Source organism: Brevundimonas sp. UBA7664 (assembly GCF_002483305.1).
Taxonomy (GTDB): domain Bacteria; phylum Pseudomonadota; class Alphaproteobacteria; order Caulobacterales; family Caulobacteraceae; genus Brevundimonas.
On record NZ_DLHQ01000007.1, the window covers coordinates 31,081 to 55,985 of the forward strand.

Here is a 24,905-nt window from a genome sequence, read left to right on the forward strand (position 1 = left end):
TCTGCCGCCCCGTTCGGGTTCACGGTCGCGTGAGAAAAAAGTGCTGGAACCTCATCCGGCCTGTGCGAAGGCGACCCGCGCGGCGCCGAGAAGGGCGGCGTGCTGGTGCAGGATCACATGCGTCGGGATGGCCGCCATATAGTCCTGGAACCGGCCCTTGCGCTCGAACCGTTCGCGGAACGGACTGGCCTTGAGGAAGGGCAGGATGCGGGGTGCGATGCCGCCGGCGATATAGACGCCGCCGCGCGCGCCCGTGGTCAGGGCGATGTCGCCGGCCACCGCGCCGAGGATGGCGCAGAACCGGGCCAGGGTGGCGCCGCAATGACTGTTGGGGTTCTCCAGCGCCTCGGCGGTGATCTGGGCCGGGTCGTCGATATGGCTCTCGCGGCCGTCGATCTCGGCCAGGGCGCGATGCATGTTGAGCAGACCGGGACCACAGATCAGCCGTTCGATCGAGACCCGTTCATAGCGCCGCCGCAGGATGCGCAGGATCTCGTCCTCGACGGCGTCGCCGGGGGCGAAACAGGCGTGGCCGCCCTCGGACGGCATGGCGACGGCATGGCCGTGGATGTCGCGCGCCAGGGCGGAGACGCCGAAGCCGGTGCCGGGGCCGAGGACGGCGATGGCGGCATGCGGATCGCCCTCCTCGGGTCCGCCGAGCGAGGCCAGCATGTCCGCGGGCACGGCGGGCGCGCCCCAGGCGAGGGCCTCGAAATCGTTGATCAGGCGGACGGGATTGAGGCCGAGCGTTTGCAGTTGCGGCTCGGAAACCCGCCATGGGGAGTTGGTCAGGTCGATCTCGCCGTCGGTCACCGGGCCGGCGACGGCGATGACGCCGCCCGTCGGCTTGACCGCGCAGCCGTCGATGAAGCCCGCCACGGCCTTGAGGAAGGTGGGATGATCCGCCCCCTTGAAGCTCTCGTGATGCTCCAGCACCCGCTGGCCGTCGACCATGCGGGCGATGGCGAAACGGGCGTTGGTGCCGCCGACGTCGCCGACGAGAAGGGTGCGGTCGGTCGTCATGCGTCCACCGTGCGGTCCACGAGATTGGGGTCCGGCGCGGCGTCGGCCGGGGCCGGACCGCCGGTCGGGGAATCGAAACAGATCGAGGCGCCCGCCTCGGCCGTGCTGACCATCTTGCGGAAGGCGCCGAACAGTTCGCGGCCGTAGCCCGAGGCGGCGCCGCTGGCGTGGGCGGGCGTCCGCGCAGCGGCCGGGCGGGCGGTCAGGTCGGCGACGCCCACGGTGGTCAGGACCCCGGCCTCGGGATCCAGCCGGATGATGTCGCCGTCGCGCACATGGGCGAGGGGGCCGCCGGCGAGGGCCTCGGGGGAGACGTGGATCGCGGCCGGGGTCTTGCCCGAGGCGCCGGACATGCGGCCGTCGGTGACGAAGGCGACCTTGAAGCCGCGATCCTGCAGAACCGACAGGGCCGGGGACAGGCTGTGCAGCTCGGGCATGCCGTTGGCGCGCGGGCCCTGGAAGCGCAGGATGACGACCACGTCGCGGTCCAGCCTGCCGTCCTGGAAGGCCTGGAGCGCATCCTCCTGGGTCTCGAACACGGCGGCGGGGGCCTCGACGACGCGGTTCTCCGGCTTGACCGCCGAGACCTTGATCACGGCCCGGCCGAGGTCGCCCTGGACGAGGCGCAGGCCGCCCTCGTGGTCGAAGGGATCGGAGGCGGGGCGAAGAATGTCCGTATCCAGACTTTCCGCGACGCCGTCCTTCCAGACCAGGTCGCCGTCGATCAGCATCGGTTCCTGGAAATAGTGGTGGATGCCCTCGCCCATGATCGTCGTGACGTCGGAATGGATATTTCCCGCTTGGGCCAGTTCGCGGGCCACGAAGGCGACGCCGCCGGCGGCCTGGAAGGCGTTCACATCGGCCGAGCCGTTGGGATAGACCCGGGCCAGCAGCGGTGTGACCGAGGACAGCTGGTCCATGTCGGTCCAGTCGATCAGGACCCCGGCGGCGCGCGCCATGGCGACCAGATGGATGGCGTGGTTGGTCGAGCCGCCGGTGGCCAGCAGGGCGACGACCATGTTGACGATCGATTTCTCGGAAATGACGTCGGCCATTCGGCCCTGTCCGGTGCGGGCCAGTTCGACGGCGCGCTTCGCCGCCGCCGCCGTGAGGGCGTCGCGCAGGCCGGTCTCGGGATGGACGAAGGCGGTCGAGGGCAGGTGCAGGCCGCCCAGCTCCATCATCATCTGGTTGGAGTTGGCCGTGCCGTAGAAGGTGCAGGTGCCCGGCGAATGGTAGGAGCCGATCTCGCTTTCCAGCAGGGTCGCGCGGTCGACCTTGCCCTGGGCGTATTCGGCGCGGACCCGGGCCTTTTCGAAATTGGGAATGCCGGACGGCATCGGCCCGGCGGGGGCGAAGACCACGGGCAGGTGGCCGAAGGCCAGCGAGCCCATGAACAGGCCGGGCACGATCTTGTCGCAGACGCCGAGGCAGATGACCGAGTCGAAGGCGTCGTGGGTCAGGGCCACGGCGGTGGACATGGCGATCAGGTCGCGGCTGAACAGCGACAGGTCCATGCCGGGCCGGCCCTGGGTGACGCCGTCGCACATGGCGGGCGTGGCGCCCGCGACCTGGGCGGTGGCGTTCATCTCGCGCGCGGCGTCGCGGATGATCTGCGGGAAACGCTCGAACGGCTGATGCGCCGACAGCATGTCATTGTAGGCGGTGACCACGCCGACGTTGGGCTGGGTCCCCGACATGGCGTTGAGCTTGTCCTTGACCGGCGCGCCGGCGAAGGCGTGGGCCCAGTTGGCGCAGGACAGTTTGGCGCGGCCGACGCCGGAAGAGCCGGCGGCGTCCATGCGGCGCAGATAGTCGGCGCGGGTGGTCTTCGAGCGCTCGACGATGCGGGCGGTGACCCCGGCGACGACGGGGTGGAGCATTGCGGTTTTTGGGGGCATCACGCTTTCTCCGTCCACAGAACGTCAAGCGGAACCCCGGCCGCGATGAGGGCTGCGATGGGCTGGGTCGCGGGATCGCCGGCGGCCTCGCGTTCGAAGACGGCGCGCTTGGCGGCGCCGGTCAGGGCGAGGACGACGCGGCGGGCGGTCATCAGATACGGCAGGTTGATGGTCAGCCGCTCGAGGCCGGGCGCGGCGCCGTCGCGGCCGTGCGGGACGCCGAGAACGGTCGGCTTCAGGGCAGGGGCGAGCAGGGTCTTCAGGGTCGGACTGTTCGGGAACATGGAGCAGATATGGCCATCCTCCCCCATGCCGAGAAGGACGGCGTCCAATTTGCCGCCCTCGGCCGCGAGCACATGGGCGGCCAGGGCGGCGGCGCGATCGACCGTCACGGCGGGATGGAACAGGGGGACGAAACGGGCCGCCGCGGCCGGACCGGTCAGCAGGGTCTGCTTCAGCAGGGCCGCGTTGGACTCCGGCGAGGTCTCGGGGACATAGCGTTCGTCGATCAGGGTGACGGCGATGCGCGACCAGTCGAGATCGGCCCGGGCCATGCGGCGGTAGATCGGTGCGGGCGTCGAGCCGCCAGACCCGGCGAAGACCGCCTTGCCGGTCTCAGCCAGCGCCGCGGACAGCGCGTCGGTCAGGCGGACAGCGCAGGCGGCGGCCCAGGCCTCGCCGTCGGCGAAGGACTCGATGGCGGGCGCGGCCTCACCCATGGCCGGTGTTCCACGCCCGGCCGCCGCGCTCGAGCAGGAGGTCGGCCTCGGCCGGGCCCCAGGTTCCCGCGGCGTATTCCTTCGGCTTGAAGGCCGCGCCGCGCCAGGCGTCGGAGACTTCGTCGACCCATTTCCACGCCTGTTCCGCCTCGTCGCGGCGGACGAACAGTGTGGAGTCGCCGGCCAGGGCGTCGAGCAGCAGCCGCTCATAGGCGATGCGGCGGCGGGGCGGCCGGGCGTCCTTGTCGCCCTGGCCCCAGGACAGGGACATCTGGATCGGCTGCAGCTTCATGCGCTGGTCCAGCCCGGGCTGCTTGTTCATCACCGACAGGGCGATGTCCTCCTCGGGCTGGAGTTCGATGACCAGCCGGTTGGCCTCGATGTGGCCGCGCTCGCCGTGGTCGAAGATGGAGTGGGGCACCGGCTTGAACTGGATGACGATCTCGGTCCGCTTTTCGGCCAGCCGCTTGCCGGTGCGCAGGAAGAAGGGGGTGCCGGCCCAGCGCCAGTTGTCGATGTCGACGCGGACGGCCACGAAGGTCTCGGTGTCGGAGGCCTGGCCGCGCTCTTCGCTGTAGGCCGCCGCCGGCTTGCCCTCGACGGCGCCGGCGACGTACTGGCCGCGCACGGTGACGCGCTCGGCCTCATGCTCCGTGATCGGACGGAGCGAGCGGATGACCTTGACCTTCTCGTTGCGCACCGAGTCGGGGTCGAGGTCGGACGGCGGCTCCATCGCCACGAGGCAGAGCAGCTGGAGCATGTGGTTCTGCAGCATGTCCCGCAGGGCGCCGTATTCGTCATAGTAGGGCCAGCGGTCGCCGACGCCGACGGTCTCTCCGACCGTGATCTGGACGTGGTCGATCGACAGGCTGTTCCACAGCGGTTCGAAGATGGTGTTGCCGAAACGCAGGGCGATCAGGTTCTGGACCGTCTCCTTGCCGAGGTAGTGGTCGATGCGGAAGACCTGGTCCTCGGAGAAGGCGTGGGCGACGGCGTCGTCGATCTCGAGAAAGGACTGAAGGTCGCGCCCGACCGGCTTCTCCAGCACCACGCGGTCGGCCGCCTCGGCCAGGCCCGCGGCCTTCAGGGCGGTGACGATGCGGCCGTAGAGGGAGGGAGAGACGGCGAGGAAGGAGGTCACAGGGCCGTCGCCGACGCGCGCCTTGAGCGGTTTCAGACTGGCCGCGTCGGTGGCGTCGACCGGCAGATAGTCGAGCCGTGCGTCCAGCCGCGCCCAGGATTGGTCCGACCATGCGTCGTCGGCCCGGGCCTTGCCCTCGACCGCCGCGCGGACCTTGGCGACGTATTCGTCGCGGCTTTCTTCGGAACGGGCGGCGCCGATGATCTTCAGCCCGTCGGGCAGCAGGCCGTCATGCTCGAGGAAATAGAGCGAGGGCAGCAGCATCCGCATGGCCAGGTCGCCGCCGCCGCCGAAGAGCACCAATGCCGCCATATGCGTCTTCAATCCTCGCTGCCCGGCTTGACCGGGTTTGTGTTTGGCCGCTTCCGCCCGTCGAGCCAACCGGTCTGACCCGTCCTGAAACACCAAGTTACGCGGAAGCAGGGCCTCGGGGTCAGGGATTAAGGGCCAGGGAAGAAGCAACAGACAAGAGCAGGGGTCGTTCCCCTCCCTAACCCCTAGCCCCTGACCCCTGGCCCCTTTATCTGCTTCCCATGACCAAGGTTCTGATCATCGGCGCGGGCCACGCGGGCGGAACGGCGGCGGCGCTGCTGCGCCAGTACGGGCATGAGGGGCCGATCGTGCTGGCGGGCGCGGAGCCGGCGGCGCCGTATCAGCGGCCGCCCCTGTCCAAGGCCTGGCTGAAGGGCGAGGCCGATCTGGAGGCGCTGCTGCTGCGGCCCGAGGCCTTCTACGCCGAACACGACATCGCGCTTCGGACCGGCGTGACGGCGACCGCGATCGATGCGGCGGCGCGGACCGTGACCTTCGCCGACGGGGTGGTGGAGTCCTATGACGCCCTCATCCTGGCCACCGGTTCGACGGCGCGGAAGCTGACGATCCCGGGTGCGGACCGACCGGATCTGCTGGAGCTGAGAACCTTGGCGGATGCCGAGCGGCTGAAGGCGGTCCTGGGACCGGGACGACGGCTGGCGGTGGTCGGCGGCGGCTATGTCGGGCTGGAGGCGGCGGCCTCGGCGCGGGCGCTGGGGGCGCAGGCCGTGGTCATCGAACGGATGGACCGGGTGCTGGCGCGGGTGGCGTCGGAGACGCTGTCGGCCTTTTTCACCGCCCACCACCGGGCGCAGGGGGTCGAGATTCTGACCTCGGTCGAGGCTGTCGCCTTCGAGGATGGCGGGGTGCGGCTGGCCGACGGGCGGTTGATCGAGGCGGATGCGGTTCTGGTGGGCGTCGGGGCGCTGTCGTGCGACAGCCTGGCCCGCGAGGCGGGGCTGGCCTGCGAGAACGGGGTGGTGGTGGACGAGACGGCGCGGACGTCGGATCCGGCCATCTGGGCCATCGGCGACATGACCTTCCGGCCGATCCCGGTCCACGGGGGGCGGCGGCATCGGCTGGAAAGCGTGCCCAATGCTCTGGAACAGGCGAAACAGGCCGCGGCGGCGATCACCGGACGCGCGCCGCCGACGCCCGAGGTCCCGTGGTTCTGGTCCGACCAGTATGACCTCAAGCTGCAGATCGCCGGCCTGCCCGACGGGGCCGATCGTCAGGTCGTGCGCGGCGATGTCGCGGGCGGCGCCTTTGCGGTTTTCCACCTCGCCGGCGACCGGATCGTCTGCGTCGAGGCGGTCAACGCGCCCGCGGAATTCATGGCCGGGCGACAGATGATCAGCCGGGGGCAGGCGGTGGATGCGGCGAGGCTGGCTGACCGGTCCGTGTCGATGAAGGAGGTCGCGGCGGCTCAGGCCTGACGCGCGCGTTTCAGGTCATCGGCCGGCGCGGACAGCTGTTCCGTCAGCGCGGCGAGCGGGACCGGACGACCGATCAGATAGCCCTGGGCCATGTCGCAGCCCATGCCGCGCAACAGGGCCAGGGCCGTCGGCGTCTCGACGCCCTCGGCGGTGACCTTGAGCCCGAGGCTGTGCGCCAGATCGATGGTCGATTTGACCAGCAGCCCGTCGCGGGCGGACTGGTCGAGGCCGAGGATGAAGCTCTTGTCGATCTTCAGCTCGTCGGCGCGGATCTGTTTCAGATAGGTCAGGGAGGAGAGACCCGAGCCATAGTCGTCCAGCGAGACCGAAATGCCGGCGCCGGCGAACCGCTCGACGATCCGCAAGGCAAGGTCGGGGTATTCCACCACGGCCGTCTCGGTGATTTCGAAACAGAGGTCGGCCTTCGCCGCGGCGACCTCGGCCAGGGCGAAGTCTGCGAAACTCTCGTCGGACAGAAGTCGGCCGGAAATGTTGACCGAGACCGCCAGCCTGTGTCCGGCCGCGGCCAGGGTCTTCTGATCGGCGATCGCGCGGCGGATGGCCCATTCGGTCAGCGGGCGGATGTGCCCCGTTTCCTCGGCCATGCCGATGAACAGGTCGGGCGCCACGCAGCCGCGGCGCGGGTGGGTCCAGCGCATGAGCGCCTCGACGCCGTTGATCCGGTCCGCGCGGAAATCGTATTTCGGCTGGTAGGCCAGCGACAGCTCGCCATTGCCCAGGGCGGCCATCATCTCGCTGATCAGGGACAGATTGCCGGCGGGGTCTCCATAGCGTTCCGCGTCAAACGCGGCGGCCCGCCGGCGCGTCGCCCGCGCTTGATCCAGAGCGATCGACGCCCGGTCGATGGGGGAAGGAACGTTGCGATTGACCTCTCCGGCCCGCGCCACGCCGGCGGTCAGGGCGATGTCCACGGGGGCGCCGTTCAGGGTGATCGGTGAATGCGCGGCCTCGCACAGCCGGGCCGCCAGGGTGACGGCGGCTTCATCGCTGTCGGAACCAAACACCAGCCCCAGGGTCCCGCCGCCGACCCGGGCGACCGGGTTGCCGCCGGACAGGGCGGACAGCCTCTGTCCCAGGGCGATGAGCAGCCGGGCCATCGAGTCGTAGCCGATGGCGTTCCGGACCACTTCGAACCGATCGATGCACAGAAGGATGACGTAGGTCTGGCCGGGTCCGGAGGCCAGCCGCTCAAGCGCCAGCCGGTTTCCGAGACCGGTTTCCTGATCGTGCAAGGCCATATGCGTCAGCCGCGCCTCGCGGTCGCGCAGGGTCCGGGCGGACCCGGCCGGGAACAGCGCCGGCAGGAAAGCGAACAGGCTGCGCATCCGACCACTGTAGGTCGTCGGGGTGAAGTCCGCGTAAACTCGCCGCACCGAGGTCTGTGGGATCAGAAATCGACCCGCATCGACACCCACAGCCGGCGCGGCTCCTGGTTGTTGGCGTATTCGGACCCATAGGCGACCGGCGCGCCATAGGGGATGAGGCTGACGAAATCCTTGTTCAGCAGGTTGTAGACCACGGCGTTCAGGGTGACGCGGTCATTGATCTCCCAGGCCCCGCCGAGGTGGAACAGCTCATAGGCCTTGTAGTCGCCGAGCGCGTCGCGGGCGGCGCCCTCGCCGCGATAGCGGTCCGACTGGTGCTCGCCGCGCAGCCACAGCGACAGCCGGTCCGTCGCCTGCCAGTTCACGCTCGCGTTCAGCATATGGGCGGGCGTGTTGGTCAGGGGCAGGCCCTGGCTCGCGCCCGATTTCTGCTCGCTGTCCGTCCAGGTGTAGTTGGCGCTGACCGTCCAGGCGTCGGCCGGTCGCCAACGCGTCGTGACCTCGACGCCCCGGGTGACGGCCTCATCGATATTGACGCTCTGGCCGAAGGTCGGGGCGTTGGGGAAGAAGCCGACGTCGGTGCAACCGGTCTGCGGGTAGTTTCCGGCCGCATAGTCGGCGGCGGAAACGCCGAAGGCGCAGTTCACGACCGGGGTTCCGGAGGCGATCTTGTCCTCGAACTGGTTGTCGAACAGGGTCAGGCTGGCGCGGAAGTCGTCGCGGTTGTCGTAGAAGACCGCGACCTCGGTGGCGGTGCTGGTCTCGGGCTGCAGGCCGGGCGAGCCGAGCAGGGGCAGGCGGCCCTGCTGACCGAAGCCGTTGATGCCGGGGGCCAGCTGCTCAAGCCGGGGCGTCTTGAAACCGCGGCTGACACCGCCCTTGATCGTCCAATGGTCGGTGGCGTTCCAGACCAGATAGGCGCGCGGGCTGAACTGGTCGCCGAAGGTCGAATGGTCGTCGAGACGGCCGCCCAGGGTCAGGGCGAGGGCATCGGTGAACCGCCATTCGTCCTCGGCGAACAGGGCCCACTGGGTGAATTCAAAGGCCTGCGGCGCGACGCCGTCGACCATGCTGGCGTCCCAGTACTGGCCGCCGACGGTGAAGGTGTGGTTGCGCCATTCCGAGGACAGTTTGGTGTCGAGGATGACGCTTTCGGTCTCCAGGGTCCGCGGGCCGCCCGCGCCGGGCACGCCCGGCGGAATGATCCGGCCGATGGTTTCGGTCCGGCCCCAGGACAGGGTGTTCTCGAGCCGGCCGAAGGGCAGCGTCCAGTCATGGGCCAGCACGGCCTGGTCGCGGTTGAACTCGAGCGCGTCGGCGTAGCCGCCGGCGGTGGTGTTGGTGCCCAGCTCGGCGTTGGAATTGTCGTACCACTGGCGCGCCACGTCGACGTCGAGCCACAGGTCATGGTCGGGGTGCGGCGTCAGGCTGAGACGGCCGCCGGCGGACCAGATCTCGCTCTCGGCAGCGCTGCGGCCGAAGCCGCCGACCGGGGTCTGAACGCCGTTGACCGTCTCATAGGTCAGTTCGGAGTCCGCACGCGTCAGATAGCTGCCGCGCACCGCCAGGCCGAGCAGGTCCGGGATCAGCGGCCCGTTGGCGTAGAGGTCGCCGCCGTACAGGTTGCCGAACTCCTCATCGCCCTGGAGCGTGGCATTGGCCGAGCCCGTGCCGGACCAGTCGTCGCCGACCTTTTTCGTGATGATGTTGATGACGCCGCCGATGGCGTCGGAGCCGTACAGGGTCGAGACCGGACCGCGCACGACCTCGATCCGCTCGATGGCGGACACCGGCGGCAGGAAGCTGGTCGAGGTCTCACCGAAACCGTTGGGGGTGACGCTGCCGGCCGTGTTCTGGCGGCGGCCGTCGATCAGGATCAGGGTGTAGTCCGAGCCGAGGCCGCGGATGTTGATGGTCAGGCCGCCGGTCTTTCCCACCGGAGCGCCGACGTCGACGCCGGGGACGGAGGCCAGCAGTTCTGCGATCGAGCCGGCGCGCTGGCTGCGGATCTCCTCGCCCGAGATCAGGCTGATCGAGGCCGGGGCCTGTTCGATCCGCTGCTCGAAGCCCGCGGCGGTGATGACAATGTCCCCGATCTCGACCGGATCGCCCGTCGACGCGAAGGCGTCCTGAGCCGCGGCGGAGAGCGCCAGGCCGGAGGCTCCGGTCGCCAGAACAAGGCCCAGGGTCAGATGTCGAACGGTCATGCCAGTCTCACTAGTTGCGAGTGGCTCTCATTAGCGTTCGCAACTGGCTTGGCAAGGCCTTCCGTGCGCCGGCGTCAATAAACATCCCGGCGGTAGCGTCCGGTCTCGGCGAGACCGCGCAATTCGTCGGCGCCGAGAGCGGATTCGAGCGCTTCGTGCACGCCCTTCGACATGCCCTCGAGGCTGCCGCAGACGAGAATCACGGCGCCCCGCCGGACCCAGTCGGAAAGGTCGGCGGCGTGCTCCGCGATCAGCGCCTGGACGTAGCGGCCGTCGTCCGCGTCGCGGGAGAAGACCCGGTCGAGACGGTTCAGGACCCCGTCGGCGAGGGCCGCCCGGAGTTCGGCGTCGAGGAAGGTGTCATGGGCGCGGGTGCGCTCGCCGAACATCAGCCAGGTCGGGCCGGACGTCTGTCCGGCGCGGGCCTTCCAGTGGGCGCGCAGTCCGGCGAGACCGGTGCCGTTGCCGATCAGGACCAGCGGCGTGTCCGACGCCGGACCGTGGAAGCTGCGATTGGTGCGGATGCGCATCGCGGCCTCTCCGCCGACGGCGAGGCCCCGGGTCAGCCAACCAGAGGCGAGGCCGGGCGACCCGTCGGCACGCGTCACAAGCCGGACGATGAACTCCGCGCGACCGTCGGCCGGCAGGGAGGCGACGGAATATTCGCGGCTGCCGGCAGGGGCCTGGCCCTCGACGGCGGGAAGACCGATCTCGGCGATGTCGCCGGCGACCCAGCCGGGCATATGCTCCACGGGCTCGAACGCCATCAGCCAGGCCTCGCCGCCGGGGCTGCCGGGGTTCAGGTGGGTACGCTCGACCAGTCGCCAGCGGTCGAAGGTCGGCGGGGTCCAGTCGGGCTCGACGGTGGAACCGGTCAGCAGGCCCAGCTGACGCTGCCAGTGCCGGATGGCTCCGGTGTCGCCGTCGTCGACCTCGACCCGGTCGAACAGGGTCTCGGCGGCCGAGCGTTGCAGCCAGTCGTCGAGGGCGCGTCCAAAGCCGCAAAAGTCGGCATAGGTCCGGTCGCCCAGCGCCAGCAGGCCATAGGACAGACCGGCGAGATCGGCCGGCTCGCGCATGGACTGACGCACGAACCGGGACACGGCGTCGGGCGCGTCGCCCTCGCCGGTTGTGGAGGCGATGAACAGCACCCGTCCGGCCGCCCTGAGGTCGGCGGGCTGCAGTTCGCCCAACAAGGCCAACCGCGTCGGCGTTCCGGCGTCGGACAGGCTGCGCGCGGTCATCCATGCCAGCTCCTCGGCCAGGCCGGTCTGGCTGGCGAAGGCGACCAGCACGGCGGGGGCGTCGCCCGGGGGGGACAGGGCGGCGGCCCGGGCGTCGGCGGACTTGCGCGCGCGCGCTCCCGACCACCGCACCAGGGCGATGACCGCCAGCCAGAGGCCCACGGCGACCGCCGCCCAGAGCCAGCGAACCGGATCGTGGGTCACGCGTCCTCGGACAGCATGGCGGCGAAGGCGGGGGTGACGACCTCGGTCAGTCCGTCTGCGGTCCGGACGACGAAGGCGGCCGCTATGCCCATGGCCGCGGCGTAGGCCGGGCCTTCCTCGGGCCCCATGACGGTCAGGGCCGTCGCCATCGCGTCGGCGTACATCGCCGTCTCGGCCAGGACGGTGACGGAGGCGACGCCCTTGTCCACCGGGCGGCCGGTCCGGCCGTCGATGGTGTGGCTGTAGGTCTGGCCATGGGCCTCGAACGACCGGACCCAGTCGCCCGAGGTGGCGACCGCGAGGTCGAACAGGGCGGCGACGGTGCGGGGCGCCGGGGCGCCGGGGGCCTGCTGCAGCTCGACCCACCAGGGCTGGCCGTCGGGCTTGACGCCGGCGCCGCGCAGTTCGCCGCCGATCTCGACCAGATGATGGGTCGCCCCCATGGCGGTGAGGCGCTCCGACACGCGGTCGACGGCGTGGCCCTTGGCGATGCCTGAAAGGTCCAGCTTGACCCCGCCCAGTTGCTGCACCGCGCGGGCGGGGCGGTTGAAGCGGACGATGCCCCAGCCCGACAGGGCGCGGGCGGCGGCGATCTCTTCCTCGAACGGCACGGTCGGACCGGTCCCGAAGGCGTTCATGGGCCGCGGTCCCGGGGGGCCGAAACCCCACAGGTCGACAAGGGCGCCCAGCGCCGGATCGACCGCGCCATCGGTGTCGTCGGCCAGGTCCATGGCCTTGTTCAGCAGATCCCAGAACGGCTCGGATACAGCCCAGAAGCCGGTCGGGGCGGCGTTGAGGCGCGACAGTTCCGAACGCGGGTCCCAGTGGCTGAACAGGGCGATGATGCGGGCCAGTTCCGCCTCGATCGCCGCCTGGAAGACGGCGGGGTCGAAGGGAGACGGCGGGACCAGCCGAACCGACCAGGTCGTGCCCATGGTCTCGCCCGAGAAATCATGGATGGAGGCGCCGGGCGGCGGCCCGGGCCTGCGGCCGTGGGTCGGGATGAGGACGCGGTTGTCCGGACGCGGCGCGGCGTCCCCGCCCGCGGTCAGCGGGGGCGGGGAGGTTCCGGCCGATCCCGGATCCCCAGCGGTCAGGGCAGGACTTCCATGACGCCGTTGTACTGGGCGCTGGCGGCCGGCTGGTCGCCCGAGGCGGGCGTCCGGACCGAGGCGTTCACCCAGTACATGCCGGCCTCGGGCCAGGTGACGGTGAAGGACCCGTCGGCGCCGGTGCGCACGGTGATCTCCTCGGGGGCGTCGCGATAGCGCGTGCCGCCCCGGGCGACGGTCACATCGAGGCCGGCGGCCGGCTGGCCGTCGCGGACCAGTTTGAAAGTGGCGGCCTCGCCGGCGACCAGGTCGTTCGGATGGCTGACGGGCACCAGTTCGATGCCCTGGCCGGTCGGCTGGAGGTTTTCGGTCGTGGGCGCCCCGAGCGTCACGAAGGTCTCCACCCGGCTGTCGGATCGGGTGACGGTGACGTCGGTGGCGCCGGCCGGGACATTGGCGGCGATGTCGGCTTCGGCCCCGCGCCAGCGGGTGGTCGTGCCATTGAGGGTCCAGGCGACGACGACCCCGCCCATGACATTGGCGACCCGGTAGGTGCCGGGCTTGGTCAGGTGCAGGTCGAAGGACGAGCGATAGCGGGCCTGGTGGAGGTTTTCCGGCTGTACGGGCGCGCCGTCGGGGCCGGTGATCACCAGGTTCGACAGGTTCATGGCGGCGTGGTCGGCGATGAAGACGCCGTTCGACATGCCGGCGTCGAACCCGACCCAGGCGTCGGTTCCGGACAGGACGGTCGAGGTCGGGGCCAGCCAGGCGCGGTGGGCCTGGGCCGACATCGGCAGGGCCAGAACGGCGAGGGCGGCGAGCAGGGCGAGCGGCTTCTTCATGGCGGGTTCCTCTAGCGGGTGACGGTGACGCGCACGGCGCCGAGTTCGGTGGAGCCGGCGGCCGAGCCGGTGTTGGCGGCGCCCCAGCGGAAGGGGACGCGCACGGCTTCGCGCCCGCCCAGTTCACGGGCGGCCTCAACGACCATGACATAGTCGCCGGCGGGCAGGCTCGACAGGCGGGCGCCTGACACGGTCACGGCGTGGCGGCCGGGGGCCTTGGTCGCGCTGGAGACGCCGTCGGCGGGCATGGTCAGGCTACGGCCGCCGCGACGCCACCAGGTCCGCATGTCCTTGAGCCAGTCCTTGCCCTCGGCGACGTTGGAGACCTCGTACCAGACGGCGAGGGTGCGCACCGCGGTCTGGTCCGGGCGCTCGATCCAGACGGCGACATAGGGCCGGTGGTAGGCGGCGACGGTCAGGCGCGGGATCTCGACCGAGACGGTCAGGTCGGCGGCCATGGCGGGCGCGGCGATGGCGCTGGCCGCGACGGTGGTGAGGGCGAGGGTGAGCTTACGCATGGCGACTCGTCAGTGAATGAACAGCAGGGCGATGACGGCGGGTATCAGCAGACCAAGGCCGAGGAGGGGCCATGTCGAGGGGCGCTGCCGGGCGTGCAGCCAGGTCAGGCCGAAGCCGGTGACGGCGAAGACGATGCAGGCGGCGGCGAAGACATCGATGAACCAGTACCAGACCGGGCCGGTGTTGCGGCCCTTGTGCAGGTCGTTGAGCCAGGCGATCCAGCCGCGCGTGGTGCGTTCGCGCAGGGCCTCGCCGGTGGCGCGGTCGATGGTCAGCCAGCCGTCGCCGCCGGGCTCGGCCAGGGCGACGTAGATTTCCTCGGGCGTGGTCTCGGTGGGCCGGCCGGCGATCCGGACATCGAAGGCGCCCGAGGCCCAGCGGGCGACCGCGTCCGGAACAGGGTCGGTGGTCTCGGCCGGGAAGTCCGGGAGGCGGGCCAGCAGGGGCGCGGGCAGGACGCCGGTCTGCTCGACCGTGACCGGCTCGGCCGGAATCTGGGCGGCGTGGTTCAGGGTGATGCCGGTGACGGCGAAGAGCAGAAGGCCGATCAGGCTGAGCGCCGCGGAGATCCAGTGCCACTGATGTAGCTGTTTGAGCCAGAATGACCGCGTGGCGTTGAGCGCCGTCTTCGGCGCCTTGGGAGGCTTGGCTGGCGCTGCGGTGTCGGTCACGCGTGGCTTGTGCCGAAGTTGCGAACGATTTTCAATAGCCGTGACCAGGGACTCAGCGCGAAAGTCTGACGCCGACGCTGTAGGTACGAGGCGGGCCGAAGCCGGCGACGCCCGTGGCGGTCTCGGAGACCTCGACCTCCGCATCGAACAGATTGTCGGCGACGAACCATATCAAGGCAGAGGGGGATATCACCCATTCGGCGCGGATGTCAGCGGTCGCGGCCGCCTCCAGCACCCGGCTGTTGAGATCATCGTCGAAGCGGCGGCTCTCCCAACGGAGGTCGGCGGCGAGGGTCAGCCGGTCGGTCGCGCGCCAGTTCAGCCCGGCCGTGGCGCTCCAGTCCGGCGCCTGGGCGGGACGCAGGCCGGTCAGCTGCGGGGCCAGGGCTCCGCCGTCCAGGAGGGCGTTCGTCACCGACAGGGCCGCCCGGACGGACAGGGCGTCGCCGACCTCGAACCGTCCGTCGATCTCCAGTCCCGTCGCCTCAATGGTCCCGGCGTTCATGCGCTGGCGCAGCACGCCGCCGGCGGGCACGAAACCGGCGCGAGGGAAGACGCCGGGGCCGGCGCCGATGGTGACATTGACGATGGCGTCCTCGACTTCGGTCCAGAACACGGTCGCGGTCAGGGAGGTTCGCTCGCCGACCCGTGCCCAGCCTGCCTCCACGCCGCTCAGCCGCTCGGGCTCCAGCGCCGCATTGGCCTCGGTCAGATCATTGCCGACGCGGAACGGGCGGTGCAGTTCGTTCAGGGTGGCGGGCCGAAATCCTGTGTAGGCGGCCAGCCGCAACGCCTGTCCCGTCGCGATCTCGCGCCGGACCCCCAGTCGGGCGCTGACAACCTCGCCCGAGCGATCAGGATCGGTCTCGTCCAGCGTCGGCAGGCCCGTGGCCAGGTCGCGTTCAAGGCGGCGGCCGCCCTCGTTGCGCCATTGATCAAGACGCAGACCTCCCGCGATCAGCCAGGAGCCAATGGCCGACGATCCTTCGGCATAGGCGCCGACCACCGAGGTCTCGCCGCCGGCGATCCGGTCGCGCGTGAAGGCGCCGGCCATGTATCGGAAGCGTTCGCGGGTCTCGCCCTCATTGAAGCGTGCGTCGGCGCCGAGCTCCCATTCGGCCCGGCCAATGCCCGACACCGTGGTCCGGCGCAGGGCGGCGTTGAGGCCCCAGCCGGTCGCGGGCGTCTCGAACTGGTCGTTGGCGGGCGTGGTCGTCGCGCGGTCGGCGGCGACGGCGACCGAGGTGTTGGCGAGGTCGCTCTCGCGGCGCCAGGCCTGCAGCCGCCAGCCGGGCCGGTCAGACTGAGGCGCCACGGCCGTGGCGGAGAGCAGGTTGCCGCCGGCCGTCGCCCTGGCGCCGGCGAGGCCGGAGCCGCGGTCCTCCTCAAAGGCGGCGGCGCGAAGGGAGATCACCGCGTCGGCGATCGGCACGTCGGCGCGCAGGGCGGCGCTGCGGACCTCGAGGTCAAGCGGCGTGTCGGCGGCGCCGGCGGCCGCGCCCCGGACAGGGACATAGCCGTCGCGGGTCTCGTACAGGCCGGAGGCGACGAGGCGGACAGGGCCGATGGCCGTTGCGCCGGAGGCTGACAGTCGGTCGCCGCCGTCTGTGACCGAGGCGTCGAGCACAGCGCCGTCGTCGCGTTCGCGCAGGCTGATGACGCCGGTCAGGGCGCCCGCGCCGTACGGCCCGGCCCCGGAACCACGCACGATGTCGAGGCCGGACAGGCTTTCGGTCGGAACCTGCGACCAGATCACCCAGCCGCCGAACGGGTCGTTCAGGGGAACGCCGTCGAGGGTGACGAGCGTGCGGCCCGCGCCGGACGGGGCGATGGCGCGCAGGCTGATCCCCTGGGTGGTCGGATTGGCGGACAGGCTGGAGGTGCGGCGGAAGAGGGAGACGGCGGGGACGGAGGCGAGCGCCTCATCGAGGCGCTGCTCGGTATACAGCTCGGCCTCAGACAGCCGGACAACCGCGAAGGCGGCCTCGCCGGCGGCGGGCGGCAGGCGCGCGCCGGTGACGACGACCTCAGGGAGTTCAGGAGGGGGAAGCTGCAACATCAAACGCAACAATAGGTCCGAGATCGCCCCGCAGCTCAAGCAGCTTCTGTCAGGGTCTGCCTCAGGAACGCCGGTTGGCTCATGACCAGGCGGATGGCGTTAAGCAGGACGTCGGGCTGGATGGGCTTTTGCGCGACCCCGTTCATCCCGGCCGCCAGATACTCGGCTTCATCACGGGGATCGGCATTGGCTGTGAGGGCCAGTATCGGGATGTCGGCCACAGGTCCTGACAGGCTCCGGATCAGTCGAGTGGCCCTGACGCCATCCATGCCGGGCATCTTGATGTCCATCAGGACCAGGTCGAATGCACCCGTCTGGACCCGTTCGATCGCCTCCTGTCCGCCCTCGACGGTTTCGGCGCTACAGCCGAACAGCTCCAGCACCTTGGCGGCGACGAACCGGTTGGTGGCGTTGTCGTCCACGATGAGGACATGCAGGGTTTCATGGGCCGTTGGCTCGGCCATTTGCCTGGCGGCCGCCCGCATCTCGCGACTGGCGCCGGGCAGAGTCAGGGTGAACCGGAAGCGCGCGCCGCCCTGCGGCGACCGCTCCACCCCGATGGCGCCGTGCATCAGTTCGACAATCTGGCGGCAGATGGCCAGGCCGAGGCCGGCGCCCGCGCCTTCCCGGCCGGCATGACCCGTGTTGAACGGGTCGAATATGGTCCCGGCGGCGTCCTCCGGCACGCCCGGACCGCTGTCGTCAACGGTGGCAGTCAGGGCGATCTGGCCGTCGATGTCGTGGCTGGCGATATGAACAACCACCTGGCCGGACTCGGTGAATTTCAGGGCGTTGCCGATCAGGTTGTTGAACAACTGTTTGAGCCGCATTTCGTCGCCGGCCACCCAGTCATGACCGGCCGTGTCATGAGTGATGGTCAAGGTCAGGTTCTTCTCCTGGGCGCGCGGGCTCCACAGGGCCTTGAGGTCGGCGGCGACTGAATCGAGGTGGACCGGCGCCGTTTCGAAGGTCATCAGCCCCGCCTCCGCCCGGGACATGTCCAGCGCATCGGTCAACAGGCGCAACAGGCTCTGGCCGGAATCCAGGATGGTCCGGGCATAGGGGCGCATGGCCTCCTGGGTCAGCTCGCGTTCCATCAGGGCGGCGACGCCCAGGACGCCGTTCAGCGGCGTGCGAATCTCATGGCTCATGACCGCCAGGAATTCGGACTTGGCTCGGCTGGAAGCCCGGGCTTCGGCCTCGGCTCGTGAGAGATCCCTGGCCAGGGCGCTCATGGCTTCGGCCCGGCGGCGGTGAATGGCGTTGCCGGCCTGAAGCACGTGCACGCCGGCGCCCACGCCGAAATAGAGGCCGGCGGAAGTGACGACGAAGCCGTTGAGGAGGCCGCCCAGATTGGTGTCGTCCATCGACTGGAACAGGGTCTCGGCGTCGGCCTCGGCGTCGAGGATGCGCGGGGCGGCATCCATGAAGGTCGATGCCGGGCGTTTGGCATAGAGGGCGCGCCCGAACTCGGCCGCCATCTTGAGGGTGAAGGCGTTGCGCTCGATCAGGCCGACCGGTCGTTGATCGCCATCGACAACGGCGATGATCAGGGTGTCAGGTTCGCGCTGAAAGCGGTCAAACACATCCGCGCCGGGCGTCTCCGGACCGATCGGCGCCGCAGCACTCGCAAAGTCACCAATCCTGGCCATAACAACTCCCGCTGAACTTCGGGAATAGACGGCGGCCCTTAACATCGGCTTTGCCGGGCGTGAAACTTTTCGGAAAGTCTTTTGAAAATCAATCCCTAAGCGGACGAATGAGGCGATCCAGAAGCCCTGCTGCGAACACGGACAGGGTGTCGTCCCGGGCCCCCATGACGATGATCCGGTCGCCGGGGCGGGCGAGGTCGGTGAGCCGGTCGCCGCAGGCCTCGCGCGTGGCCAGGGCCTCGGCGGTGCGGCCGGCGGCGCGAACGCCCGAGGCGATATCCTCGCTGCCGACACTGCGGTCGGTCGTACCGCCATAGTAGACGGGTTCGGGCATCAGCAGGACATCGTCCTCACGCATCAGGCCGGCGAAGCCTTCGATGAACTCGGCCTTCATCAGGCGCAGCGGTCCGAAGCCGTGCGGCTGGAACAGGATCAGCAGCCGGCCGTCGAAGGCGTGCAGGGTCTTCAGGGTGGCGGCGATCTTGTCCGGGTTATGGGCGAAGTCGTCGATGACGGTGACGCCGTCCGCGGTCCCGACCACCTCCATGCGGCGACGGATGCCCGCGAAGGTCTCCAGCGCGGCGACGGCCTGATCGAGCGGCAGGCCTATGGCGCGGACGGCGCCGAGGGCGGCGAGCGCATTGGCGACATTGTGGGCGCCGGGGACGTTCAGCACGGCCGGAACGGGGGCGCCGCCCAGCTCCGTCAAGGTGAAGCGCATCCCGGTCGGCAGGGGCTCGAGGTCATGGGCGTTGAGGGTGGCGGACTCCTCGCCCAGGGCGAAGGTGATGACCCTGTCGGCCGGAAGGGACTGGGCCAGCGCCTGGGTCTCGACATTGTCGAGGTTGAGCACGGCCTTCGCCGCCCGGCCGGTGAAGCCGCCGAACAGGTCGCGCAGCTCCTCCATGGACTTGTGATCGAGCGAGATGTTCGAGACCACGGCGACCGTGGGATCGTAACGGGCGATGGAGCCGTCGCTCTCGTCGACCTCGGAGACGAACAGGTCGGGACCGCCGATCAGGGCGCTGGCGAAGGGATGATCGGCGTCGGCGAAATTCTTCATCACCGCGCCGTTCATGACCGTCGGCGCGCGGCCCGCCTGATGCAGGATCCAGGCGATCATGCCGGTGATCGTCGACTTGCCGCTGGTGCCCGCCACGCCGATCGAGGTCGGGGCGGCGTTGAAGAGCTGCGACAGGAGTTCCGGCCGGGTGACGATGCGGGCCCCGGCGCGTTTGGCTGCGCCGATATCGGGGACGGTGTCCTCGATGGCGCCGGTGGCGACGACCGTCTGGTCCGACCGCGTGACGCCCGAGCCGTCCTGCGGATGAAGGGTGACGCCGTGGGCTTCCAGCCAGGCGAATTTCTCCGGCGTGCGGCCCTGGTCGCGGGACCGGTCGGACCCCTCGATCCGGCCGCCGCGCGCCTGGACGATCATCGCCAGCGGGAGCATTCCCGATCCGCCAATGCCGCAGAAGAAATAGTCGTCTTGATTCATGAGGGCGAAACCGGGGAATGTCCGGCGGCCTGACTAGCACGGGCGAGGCTGGAGGCCAGCGGCTGAGCATGAAGATCGGCATCGTCAACGCCAGTTCGCGCTTCAACAAGGCGCGCGCCGAGGCTGTTCTGGCCTGGATCGCGGCCAATTTTCCCGATGGGTCGGTCACCGCGACCTTCCACCCCGCCAGCTTCGGCAAGCACGGCCATTTCGGCGGCGACGACGCCAGCCGGGCCAATGCGTTCGTGGAATACGCCAACGATCCGCGGCTGGACGCGGTCTGGTTCGCGCGCGGCGGCTACGGCTCATGCCGGATCGCAGAGGCGGTCCTGCCCCGTCTGACGGCGGCGGCGCGCAAGAAGCGGTATCTGGGCTATTCCGACGCCGGCAGCATCCTGGCCCTGCTCTACAAGGCCGGCTTCCCGCATGTCGCCCATGGGCCGATGGCCTCGGATTCGGTGCGCAACGACGCCACGGCGTGGCGGGCGATCAACTGGCTGAGGTCGGGCGATCCGGCCTCATGGGAGCCGACGCTGGCGGAGGACCCCCGTCCGGCCGTCGCCTTCAACCTCAGCATTCTGGACGCCCTCGTCGGCACGGCGCTCGAGCCCGACCTGACGGGCCATGTGCTGATGCTGGAGGATGTGTCGGAGCCGCTCTACCGGATCGACCGGATGATGTTCCACCTGACCGGCCAGGCCTCGATCCGCCGGGTGGCGGGGATCCGGATGGGGCGGGTGTCGGACATCGTCGAGAATGACCCGGACTTCGGCCTGACCGCGGACGAGATCGCCCGCTATTGGTGCCAGAGGTCCGGCATCCCGTACCTCGGGGCCGCCGATGTCGGTCACGATCGCGAGAACAAGGTGGTTCCCTTCGGCCACAGGTAGCCGGCGATCGGTTCGCGTGAACGGTGAAGCCTGTCGACTCGCACGCGGTTGCCAAGCCAGATGCGTTTCGATGGGACTTAAGTGGTTGTTAACCATGAGTTCGCGGGGCCTTGGGGGAGAGGCGCTCGCGGTGGCGGTCCGGATGGCGTCGGGGGGCGCGGACCGGACCGCCAACCATTGGCCGGCGGCCTGAGCCGCCGCGACGAAGGCGACGCTGGCGCGGCGGGCGGGCACGCGCCATCTTGGGCGGGCATGAACCGCCGCTCGCTTCTGATCCGCGCCACAGGACTGGCCGCCATCGTCGGCGGGGCCTGGTGGGCGCGCGAGACCCTGCTGTGGCCCGAGCCGACGCTGACGTTCGGGGAAGGCGGGGCGACGCCGTGGCTGGCCTATGCACGGAATGCGCTCGTGCCGACGGTGCGGGTCCGGCTCGGCGGGCGCGAGGTCGTCGCCCTGATCGACAGCGGGGCCCAGTATTCCGTGATCGATCGCGCGCTGTTCGCCAGTCTGCCGCCCGCCGGCCGGTCTTTGTTCGACATGCCGCTGGTCGCCTATGGCGTGGGCGGCGGGGCGCAGGTGGGCCGCGGCACGACCCTGGAGGTCGATCTGCCGGGGCTGGCCATCACGGGTCTGCGCGCGGCCATCCTCGACCTCGGGCCGCTGGCGTCAGACGAGGGGCTGCGCACGCCGCTGATCCTGGGTCAGGACGTGCTCGGCGAGGCGGTGCTGGCGCTCGACCCTCGGCGGCGGCATGCGCGGCTGCTCCGGCGCGAGGCCTTCGTTCGCCCGCCCGATCTGGCCCCGGCGACGGTGCGGCGCCAGGGTGGAGCGATGACCACGGAGGTGACGGTCGAGGGGGCGGCGGTGACGGCCGTGGTCGATACCGGCGCCTCGGCCCTGCTGGGTCTCAGTCGGGACGCCGCCGACGGGGCGGGTCTCCTGGACGGACGGCCGCAGCAGAGCGAGGTCAGCCTGGTGCTGGGCGGCGCCCTGAGGTCGGCCACGGTTGTGGCCCGGACGGTGACCTTCGCCGATCATATGTACCGTCGCGTCTCCGTCGGCGTCTTCGACCAGCCGCCGCTGCCCAACTTCCCGGGCGGGCTTGTCGGCATGGAGGCCTTTGCGGGCCGGCGCGTGGCCATGGACCTGGGCTCCGGCGCCCTGTTCGTCTCGCGCCCGCTCGACCTGACGGTCCGCTGATCCCTAGAGGGCGGCGAAGGTGTCGCAGGACGCCGGGTCGCCGGATTCATAGCCGCGCCGCAGCCATTCGACCCGCTGGGCCGACGAGCCGTGGGTGAAGCCGTCCGGCTGGACCGATCCACCCTGACGGCGTTGCAGCGTGTCGTCGCCGATGGCCGAGGCGGTCTGCATCCCGGCTTCCAGATCGCCGGCTTCGAGGGCGACCTCGCCGTTCGAGACGAGGGCGGCGTTGCGGGCCCAGACGCCGGCGTAGCAGTCGGCCTGGAGCTCGAGCGCGACCGAATAGCGGTTGGCCTCGGCCTGACCCGAGGCGCGCTGCTGGGCCGCCTGCACCTGTTGCGAGGCGCCGGTCAGGGTCTGGACGTGATGGCCGTACTCATGGGCGATGACATAGGCGCGGGCGAAATCAGCGCTGGAGGCGCCCAGCTGGGTCTCAAGGTCGCTCCAGAAGGCCAGATCCAGATACACATGACGATCGGTCGGGCAGTAGAAGGGTCCCATCGCCGACTGGCCGAAGCCGCAGCCGGTGCTCGTGCCCTGTTCGTAGAGGGTGACGGTGGGCGGCTGATAGCCCTGAAGCCTGGTCTTCCAGACGTCGTCGATATTGGATCCGATCACGTCGACGAAGGCGCCCGCCTGGTCGGTGGGGCTGCCCTGGCGACCCTCGGACGCGCCGACGCCGCCGAACTGGCTGGCCAGCTGGGTGGTGGTCTGGGGATCGATGCCGAAGACGAAATAGCCGATGGCGGCGAGAACGAGCGCCCCGATGCCGCCGCCGGCGATTGTGCCGCCGCCCATGCCACGCCGGTCATCGATATTGCCGCCGCGCCGTCCACCCTGCCAACGCATGGTCGTTCTCCCTCAGCCTGATGCCCAAGCTAGGCCGGAACGCGGGACGAGGGGAAGGGATGCAGTGACGGCGACACGCCGTCTTCAGTCGCGGGGACGGTCGAGCCAGGCGTCGATCTGGCCCACGTCCGAGCTGACGTCGGCCCGACGCTCCGAGGCCGAGCGGCGCAGGGCCGCTTCTTCCTCCGACGAGCGCAGGGGACGCGGCGCGGGCGGCTGGATCGGCTCGGGCTGGCGGGCCGCTTCGATCCGCAGGCGATTGAGCCGGGTTTCGATCTCCAGTTGGCGCGCGAACGCCTCGCGCTGATCCGCCTGGGCGCGCAGCCGGTCCATTTCGATCCGGTGCTGGTCGGCCTGGTAGCGATGCGGATCGACCGCGGGCGCGCCGGGACGGGGCTGCCAGGTCTGGGCCTCGGCCGCGGCCGGTGCGGCGGCGAGCACGGTGAGGGCGAGCAGGGCGCGAAGGACGATCATGTCTGTAGAGATGGCGCCTGCGGCTCTGACCTCCAAGCGTGGCCGTCAGCCGGGGCGGGCCAGGGTCCAGACACGCGTGCGTTTGACCGCGTCGTCCTCAAGCTCGCGCGTGGTGGGGACGGCGTACTCGGCCAGAAGGTCAAAGCCGGTCTTCGGAAAATAGGTCCGCAGGGGATCGCCGACGAGGACGCGGATTCCGCGGTTCGCCGCGCCGGTCAGCCAGGCCAGAACCCGGCCCGCCATCGGCTGTTCGTAGAACACGTCGCCGGCGCAGATCACATCCACGTCCGGCGGCGGGGCGTCCAGCAGGTCCGCATCAGTGAAGGCCAGGGTCACGCCGTTGGCGGCGGCGTTGAGCGCGACGGCGGCGCCGCAGAAGGGGTCGATGTCGGCGCACAGGACCGCGGCCGCGCCCGCCTGCATGGCGGCGATCCCAACCAGGCCCGAACCGGTCGCGAGATCCAGCACCCGTTTGCCCGCGACCTCGGCGGGGTGGTCGAGCAGCCAGCGCGCCAGCCCCTGCCCGCCCGCCCAGGCGAAGGCCCAGAACGGCGGCGGCAGGCCCATCTCGCCCAGTTCTTCCTCCGTCAGCCGCCAGATCGGGGTGATCTCATCGGCCAGCCACAGCGAAATCTCCGGCGCGTGGGGCACGGGCTGGAGGCGGGTGTTTGCGAGGATGAAGGCGGCGGGGTCGGGGATCACGCCTGGGCCGACGCCTTGCCCAGAACCGCCAGATAGCCAGGCGCCACCTCCATCCGGCCACCCTGGGGCAGGGCGCGCACCGCCCGGTGCAGGGCCGGGAGCTTCCAGCAGGGCACGTGCATGAACAGGTGGTGCTCGGCATGGAAATTGACCCAGTAGGGGGCGATGAAGGCGCGCTCCCACCACGCGGCGCGGGTCGTGCGGGCGGCGCGGAAGGGGTCGGTGGATGATCCCTCGACGCAGGCGTGCTCGGCGATGTTGCGCAGCCGGGTGACCATGGGGAACCAGGTCGCGAGGGGCAGCAGCCAGAGCGCGAAATACGCCCACCAGACGCCGGCCAGCGTCGCCCCGATCAGCAGGGCGGCGTTGACGAGCAGGAAGGGAGCGATCGAGCGTCCGGTGACGACGGCGCCCTCGGCCAGGTCTTCGTCCCGCCGGCTGGCGAAGGCCTTGAAGGCGAACAGGACGCGCTGCTTGAAAAAGGTCTGGCCGGTCAGGTCGCGGATGATCTTGCGGCGCAGGCTGGCGCGGGTGACCGGGAAGGGGGCCGAGAGGACCAGGTCGGGGTCTTCGGGCTGCTGGGCGTATTTGTGGTGCGACAGGTGATAGGGCCGATAGAGCGGCAGCGAGGCGCCCACCGGGACCGCGCACAGCCAGTGGCCGAGAAAGTCGTTCAGGCGGGCATTGGGCGACAGGCCGCCGTGCGCCGCCTCGTGCATCAATATGGCCAGTCCGAGCTGGCGCGTGCCGATGATCGCCACGCACAGCGGGATGAGGATCGGCCAGACCGCGCCAGCCACGACAGCCACGGCGATGACGCCCCAGCAATGGACGACCAGCAGCAGTCCTCGCCAGCCGGACCGCGTCTGGAAGGGCGCCCACTCTTCGGGCGTGAACAGGTCGGACGGACGGGCGCGGGGCGCGGCGGGCATGGCCCAGAATACGCCCGGCCCGCTGTCATTTC

The 24,905-nt window shown here is 70.3% G+C and carries 21 protein-coding genes; 3 read left to right on the forward strand and 18 right to left on the reverse strand.

Annotated elements, in window-relative coordinates:
• Positions 1-51: 51 nt before the first annotated feature.
• From glk to zwf, 4 genes are read right to left on the reverse strand one after another with little or no spacing between them, the layout of a single operon-like run.
• Positions 52-1,023: a glucokinase gene (gene glk, locus B2742_RS01230; protein ID WP_292062046.1), complete on the reverse strand. Its 972-nt coding sequence runs from the start codon at positions 1,021-1,023 to the stop codon at positions 52-54.
• Entirely contained in the window at positions 1,020-2,924 is a 1,905-nt protein-coding gene (edd, locus tag B2742_RS01235; protein ID WP_292062048.1) for a phosphogluconate dehydratase, read from the reverse strand. The genes glk and edd overlap by 4 nt, the downstream gene beginning before the upstream one ends.
• Entirely contained in the window at positions 2,924-3,643 is a 720-nt protein-coding gene (gene pgl / locus B2742_RS01240; protein ID WP_292062050.1) for a 6-phosphogluconolactonase, read from the reverse strand. Before pgl ends, edd begins: the two co-directional genes overlap by 1 nt.
• Positions 3,636-5,096, reverse strand: coding sequence for a glucose-6-phosphate dehydrogenase (gene zwf / locus B2742_RS01245; protein ID WP_292062052.1), 1,461 nt, complete (start codon positions 5,094-5,096; stop codon positions 3,636-3,638). Before zwf ends, pgl begins: the two co-directional genes overlap by 8 nt.
• A 221-nt stretch (positions 5,097-5,317) precedes the next feature.
• Here zwf and B2742_RS01250 point away from each other — a divergent pair, with 221 nt between their 5' ends.
• Complete coding sequence (locus B2742_RS01250) at positions 5,318-6,532, forward strand: NAD(P)/FAD-dependent oxidoreductase (protein ID WP_292062056.1); 1,215 nt, start codon at positions 5,318-5,320, stop codon at positions 6,530-6,532.
• Here the strand turns inward: B2742_RS01250 and B2742_RS01255 are convergent.
• The 10 genes from B2742_RS01255 to B2742_RS01300 all read right to left on the reverse strand — a co-directional run bounded on the left by B2742_RS01255 (position 6,523) and on the right by B2742_RS01300 (position 19,781).
• A complete protein-coding gene (locus B2742_RS01255) occupies positions 6,523-7,878 on the reverse strand; it encodes a putative bifunctional diguanylate cyclase/phosphodiesterase (RefSeq protein WP_292062057.1) in 1,356 nt (451 codons plus the stop codon). The genes B2742_RS01250 and B2742_RS01255 overlap by 10 nt on opposite strands.
• Positions 7,879-7,940: 62 nt before the next feature.
• Positions 7,941-10,085: a TonB-dependent receptor domain-containing protein gene (locus B2742_RS01260; RefSeq protein WP_292062059.1), complete on the reverse strand. Its 2,145-nt coding sequence runs from the start codon at positions 10,083-10,085 to the stop codon at positions 7,941-7,943.
• A gap of 74 nt (positions 10,086-10,159) precedes the next feature.
• On the reverse strand, positions 10,160-11,533 hold the full coding sequence (locus B2742_RS01265) for a sulfite reductase subunit alpha (RefSeq protein WP_292062064.1): 1,374 nt from the start codon (positions 11,531-11,533) through the stop codon (positions 10,160-10,162).
• Entirely contained in the window at positions 11,530-12,468 is a 939-nt protein-coding gene (locus tag B2742_RS01270) for an FAD:protein FMN transferase (protein WP_292062067.1), read from the reverse strand. Before B2742_RS01270 ends, B2742_RS01265 begins: the two co-directional genes overlap by 4 nt.
• A 158-nt stretch (positions 12,469-12,626) precedes the next feature.
• Positions 12,627-13,427, reverse strand: a complete 801-nt coding sequence (locus tag B2742_RS01275; RefSeq protein WP_292062069.1) for a DUF4198 domain-containing protein — start codon at positions 13,425-13,427, stop codon at positions 12,627-12,629.
• 11 nt (positions 13,428-13,438) lie between these two features.
• Complete coding sequence (locus B2742_RS01280) at positions 13,439-13,945, reverse strand: DUF2271 domain-containing protein (protein WP_292062073.1); 507 nt, start codon at positions 13,943-13,945, stop codon at positions 13,439-13,441.
• A gap of 9 nt (positions 13,946-13,954) precedes the next feature.
• Positions 13,955-14,617 (reverse strand): PepSY-associated TM helix domain-containing protein, encoded by a 663-nt coding sequence (locus tag B2742_RS01285; RefSeq protein WP_292062075.1) that lies wholly within the window; start codon positions 14,615-14,617, stop codon positions 13,955-13,957.
• A gap of 52 nt (positions 14,618-14,669) precedes the next feature.
• Positions 14,670-16,676 carry a TonB-dependent receptor gene (locus tag B2742_RS01290; RefSeq protein WP_292062078.1) on the reverse strand — a complete coding sequence of 669 codons (2,007 nt, stop codon included), beginning with the start codon at positions 16,674-16,676 and terminating at the stop codon, positions 14,670-14,672.
• A 35-nt stretch (positions 16,677-16,711) separates the two neighbouring features.
• A complete protein-coding gene (locus B2742_RS01295) occupies positions 16,712-18,262 on the reverse strand; it encodes an ATP-binding protein (RefSeq protein ID WP_292062080.1) in 1,551 nt (516 codons plus the stop codon).
• 154 nt (positions 18,263-18,416) lie between these two features.
• Positions 18,417-19,781: a UDP-N-acetylmuramate--L-alanine ligase gene (locus B2742_RS01300; RefSeq protein WP_292062082.1), complete on the reverse strand. Its 1,365-nt coding sequence runs from the start codon at positions 19,779-19,781 to the stop codon at positions 18,417-18,419.
• A gap of 62 nt (positions 19,782-19,843) precedes the next feature.
• On the opposite strand from B2742_RS01300, the gene B2742_RS01305 reads away from it, so the two are divergent.
• Entirely contained in the window at positions 19,844-20,716 is an 873-nt protein-coding gene (locus tag B2742_RS01305) for an LD-carboxypeptidase (RefSeq protein ID WP_292062084.1), read from the forward strand.
• Between the two features lie 252 nt (positions 20,717-20,968).
• Entirely contained in the window at positions 20,969-21,916 is a 948-nt protein-coding gene (locus tag B2742_RS01310) for an aspartyl protease family protein (RefSeq protein ID WP_292062087.1), read from the forward strand.
• A gap of 3 nt (positions 21,917-21,919) precedes the next feature.
• On the opposite strand, the gene ypfJ is transcribed toward B2742_RS01310, so the two are convergent.
• From ypfJ to B2742_RS01330, 4 genes are all read right to left on the reverse strand, one after another.
• A complete protein-coding gene (gene ypfJ / locus B2742_RS01315) occupies positions 21,920-22,765 on the reverse strand; it encodes a KPN_02809 family neutral zinc metallopeptidase (protein WP_292062089.1) in 846 nt (281 codons plus the stop codon).
• An 84-nt stretch (positions 22,766-22,849) separates the two neighbouring features.
• Complete coding sequence (locus B2742_RS01320) at positions 22,850-23,239, reverse strand: hypothetical protein (RefSeq protein ID WP_292062092.1); 390 nt, start codon at positions 23,237-23,239, stop codon at positions 22,850-22,852.
• A gap of 45 nt (positions 23,240-23,284) precedes the next feature.
• Positions 23,285-23,941 carry a class I SAM-dependent methyltransferase gene (locus B2742_RS01325; RefSeq protein WP_292062094.1) on the reverse strand — a complete coding sequence of 219 codons (657 nt, stop codon included), beginning with the start codon at positions 23,939-23,941 and terminating at the stop codon, positions 23,285-23,287.
• Positions 23,938-24,873 carry a fatty acid desaturase family protein gene (locus B2742_RS01330; RefSeq protein WP_292062097.1) on the reverse strand — a complete coding sequence of 312 codons (936 nt, stop codon included), beginning with the start codon at positions 24,871-24,873 and terminating at the stop codon, positions 23,938-23,940. Before B2742_RS01330 ends, B2742_RS01325 begins: the two co-directional genes overlap by 4 nt.
• Positions 24,874-24,905: the final 32 nt, after the last annotated feature.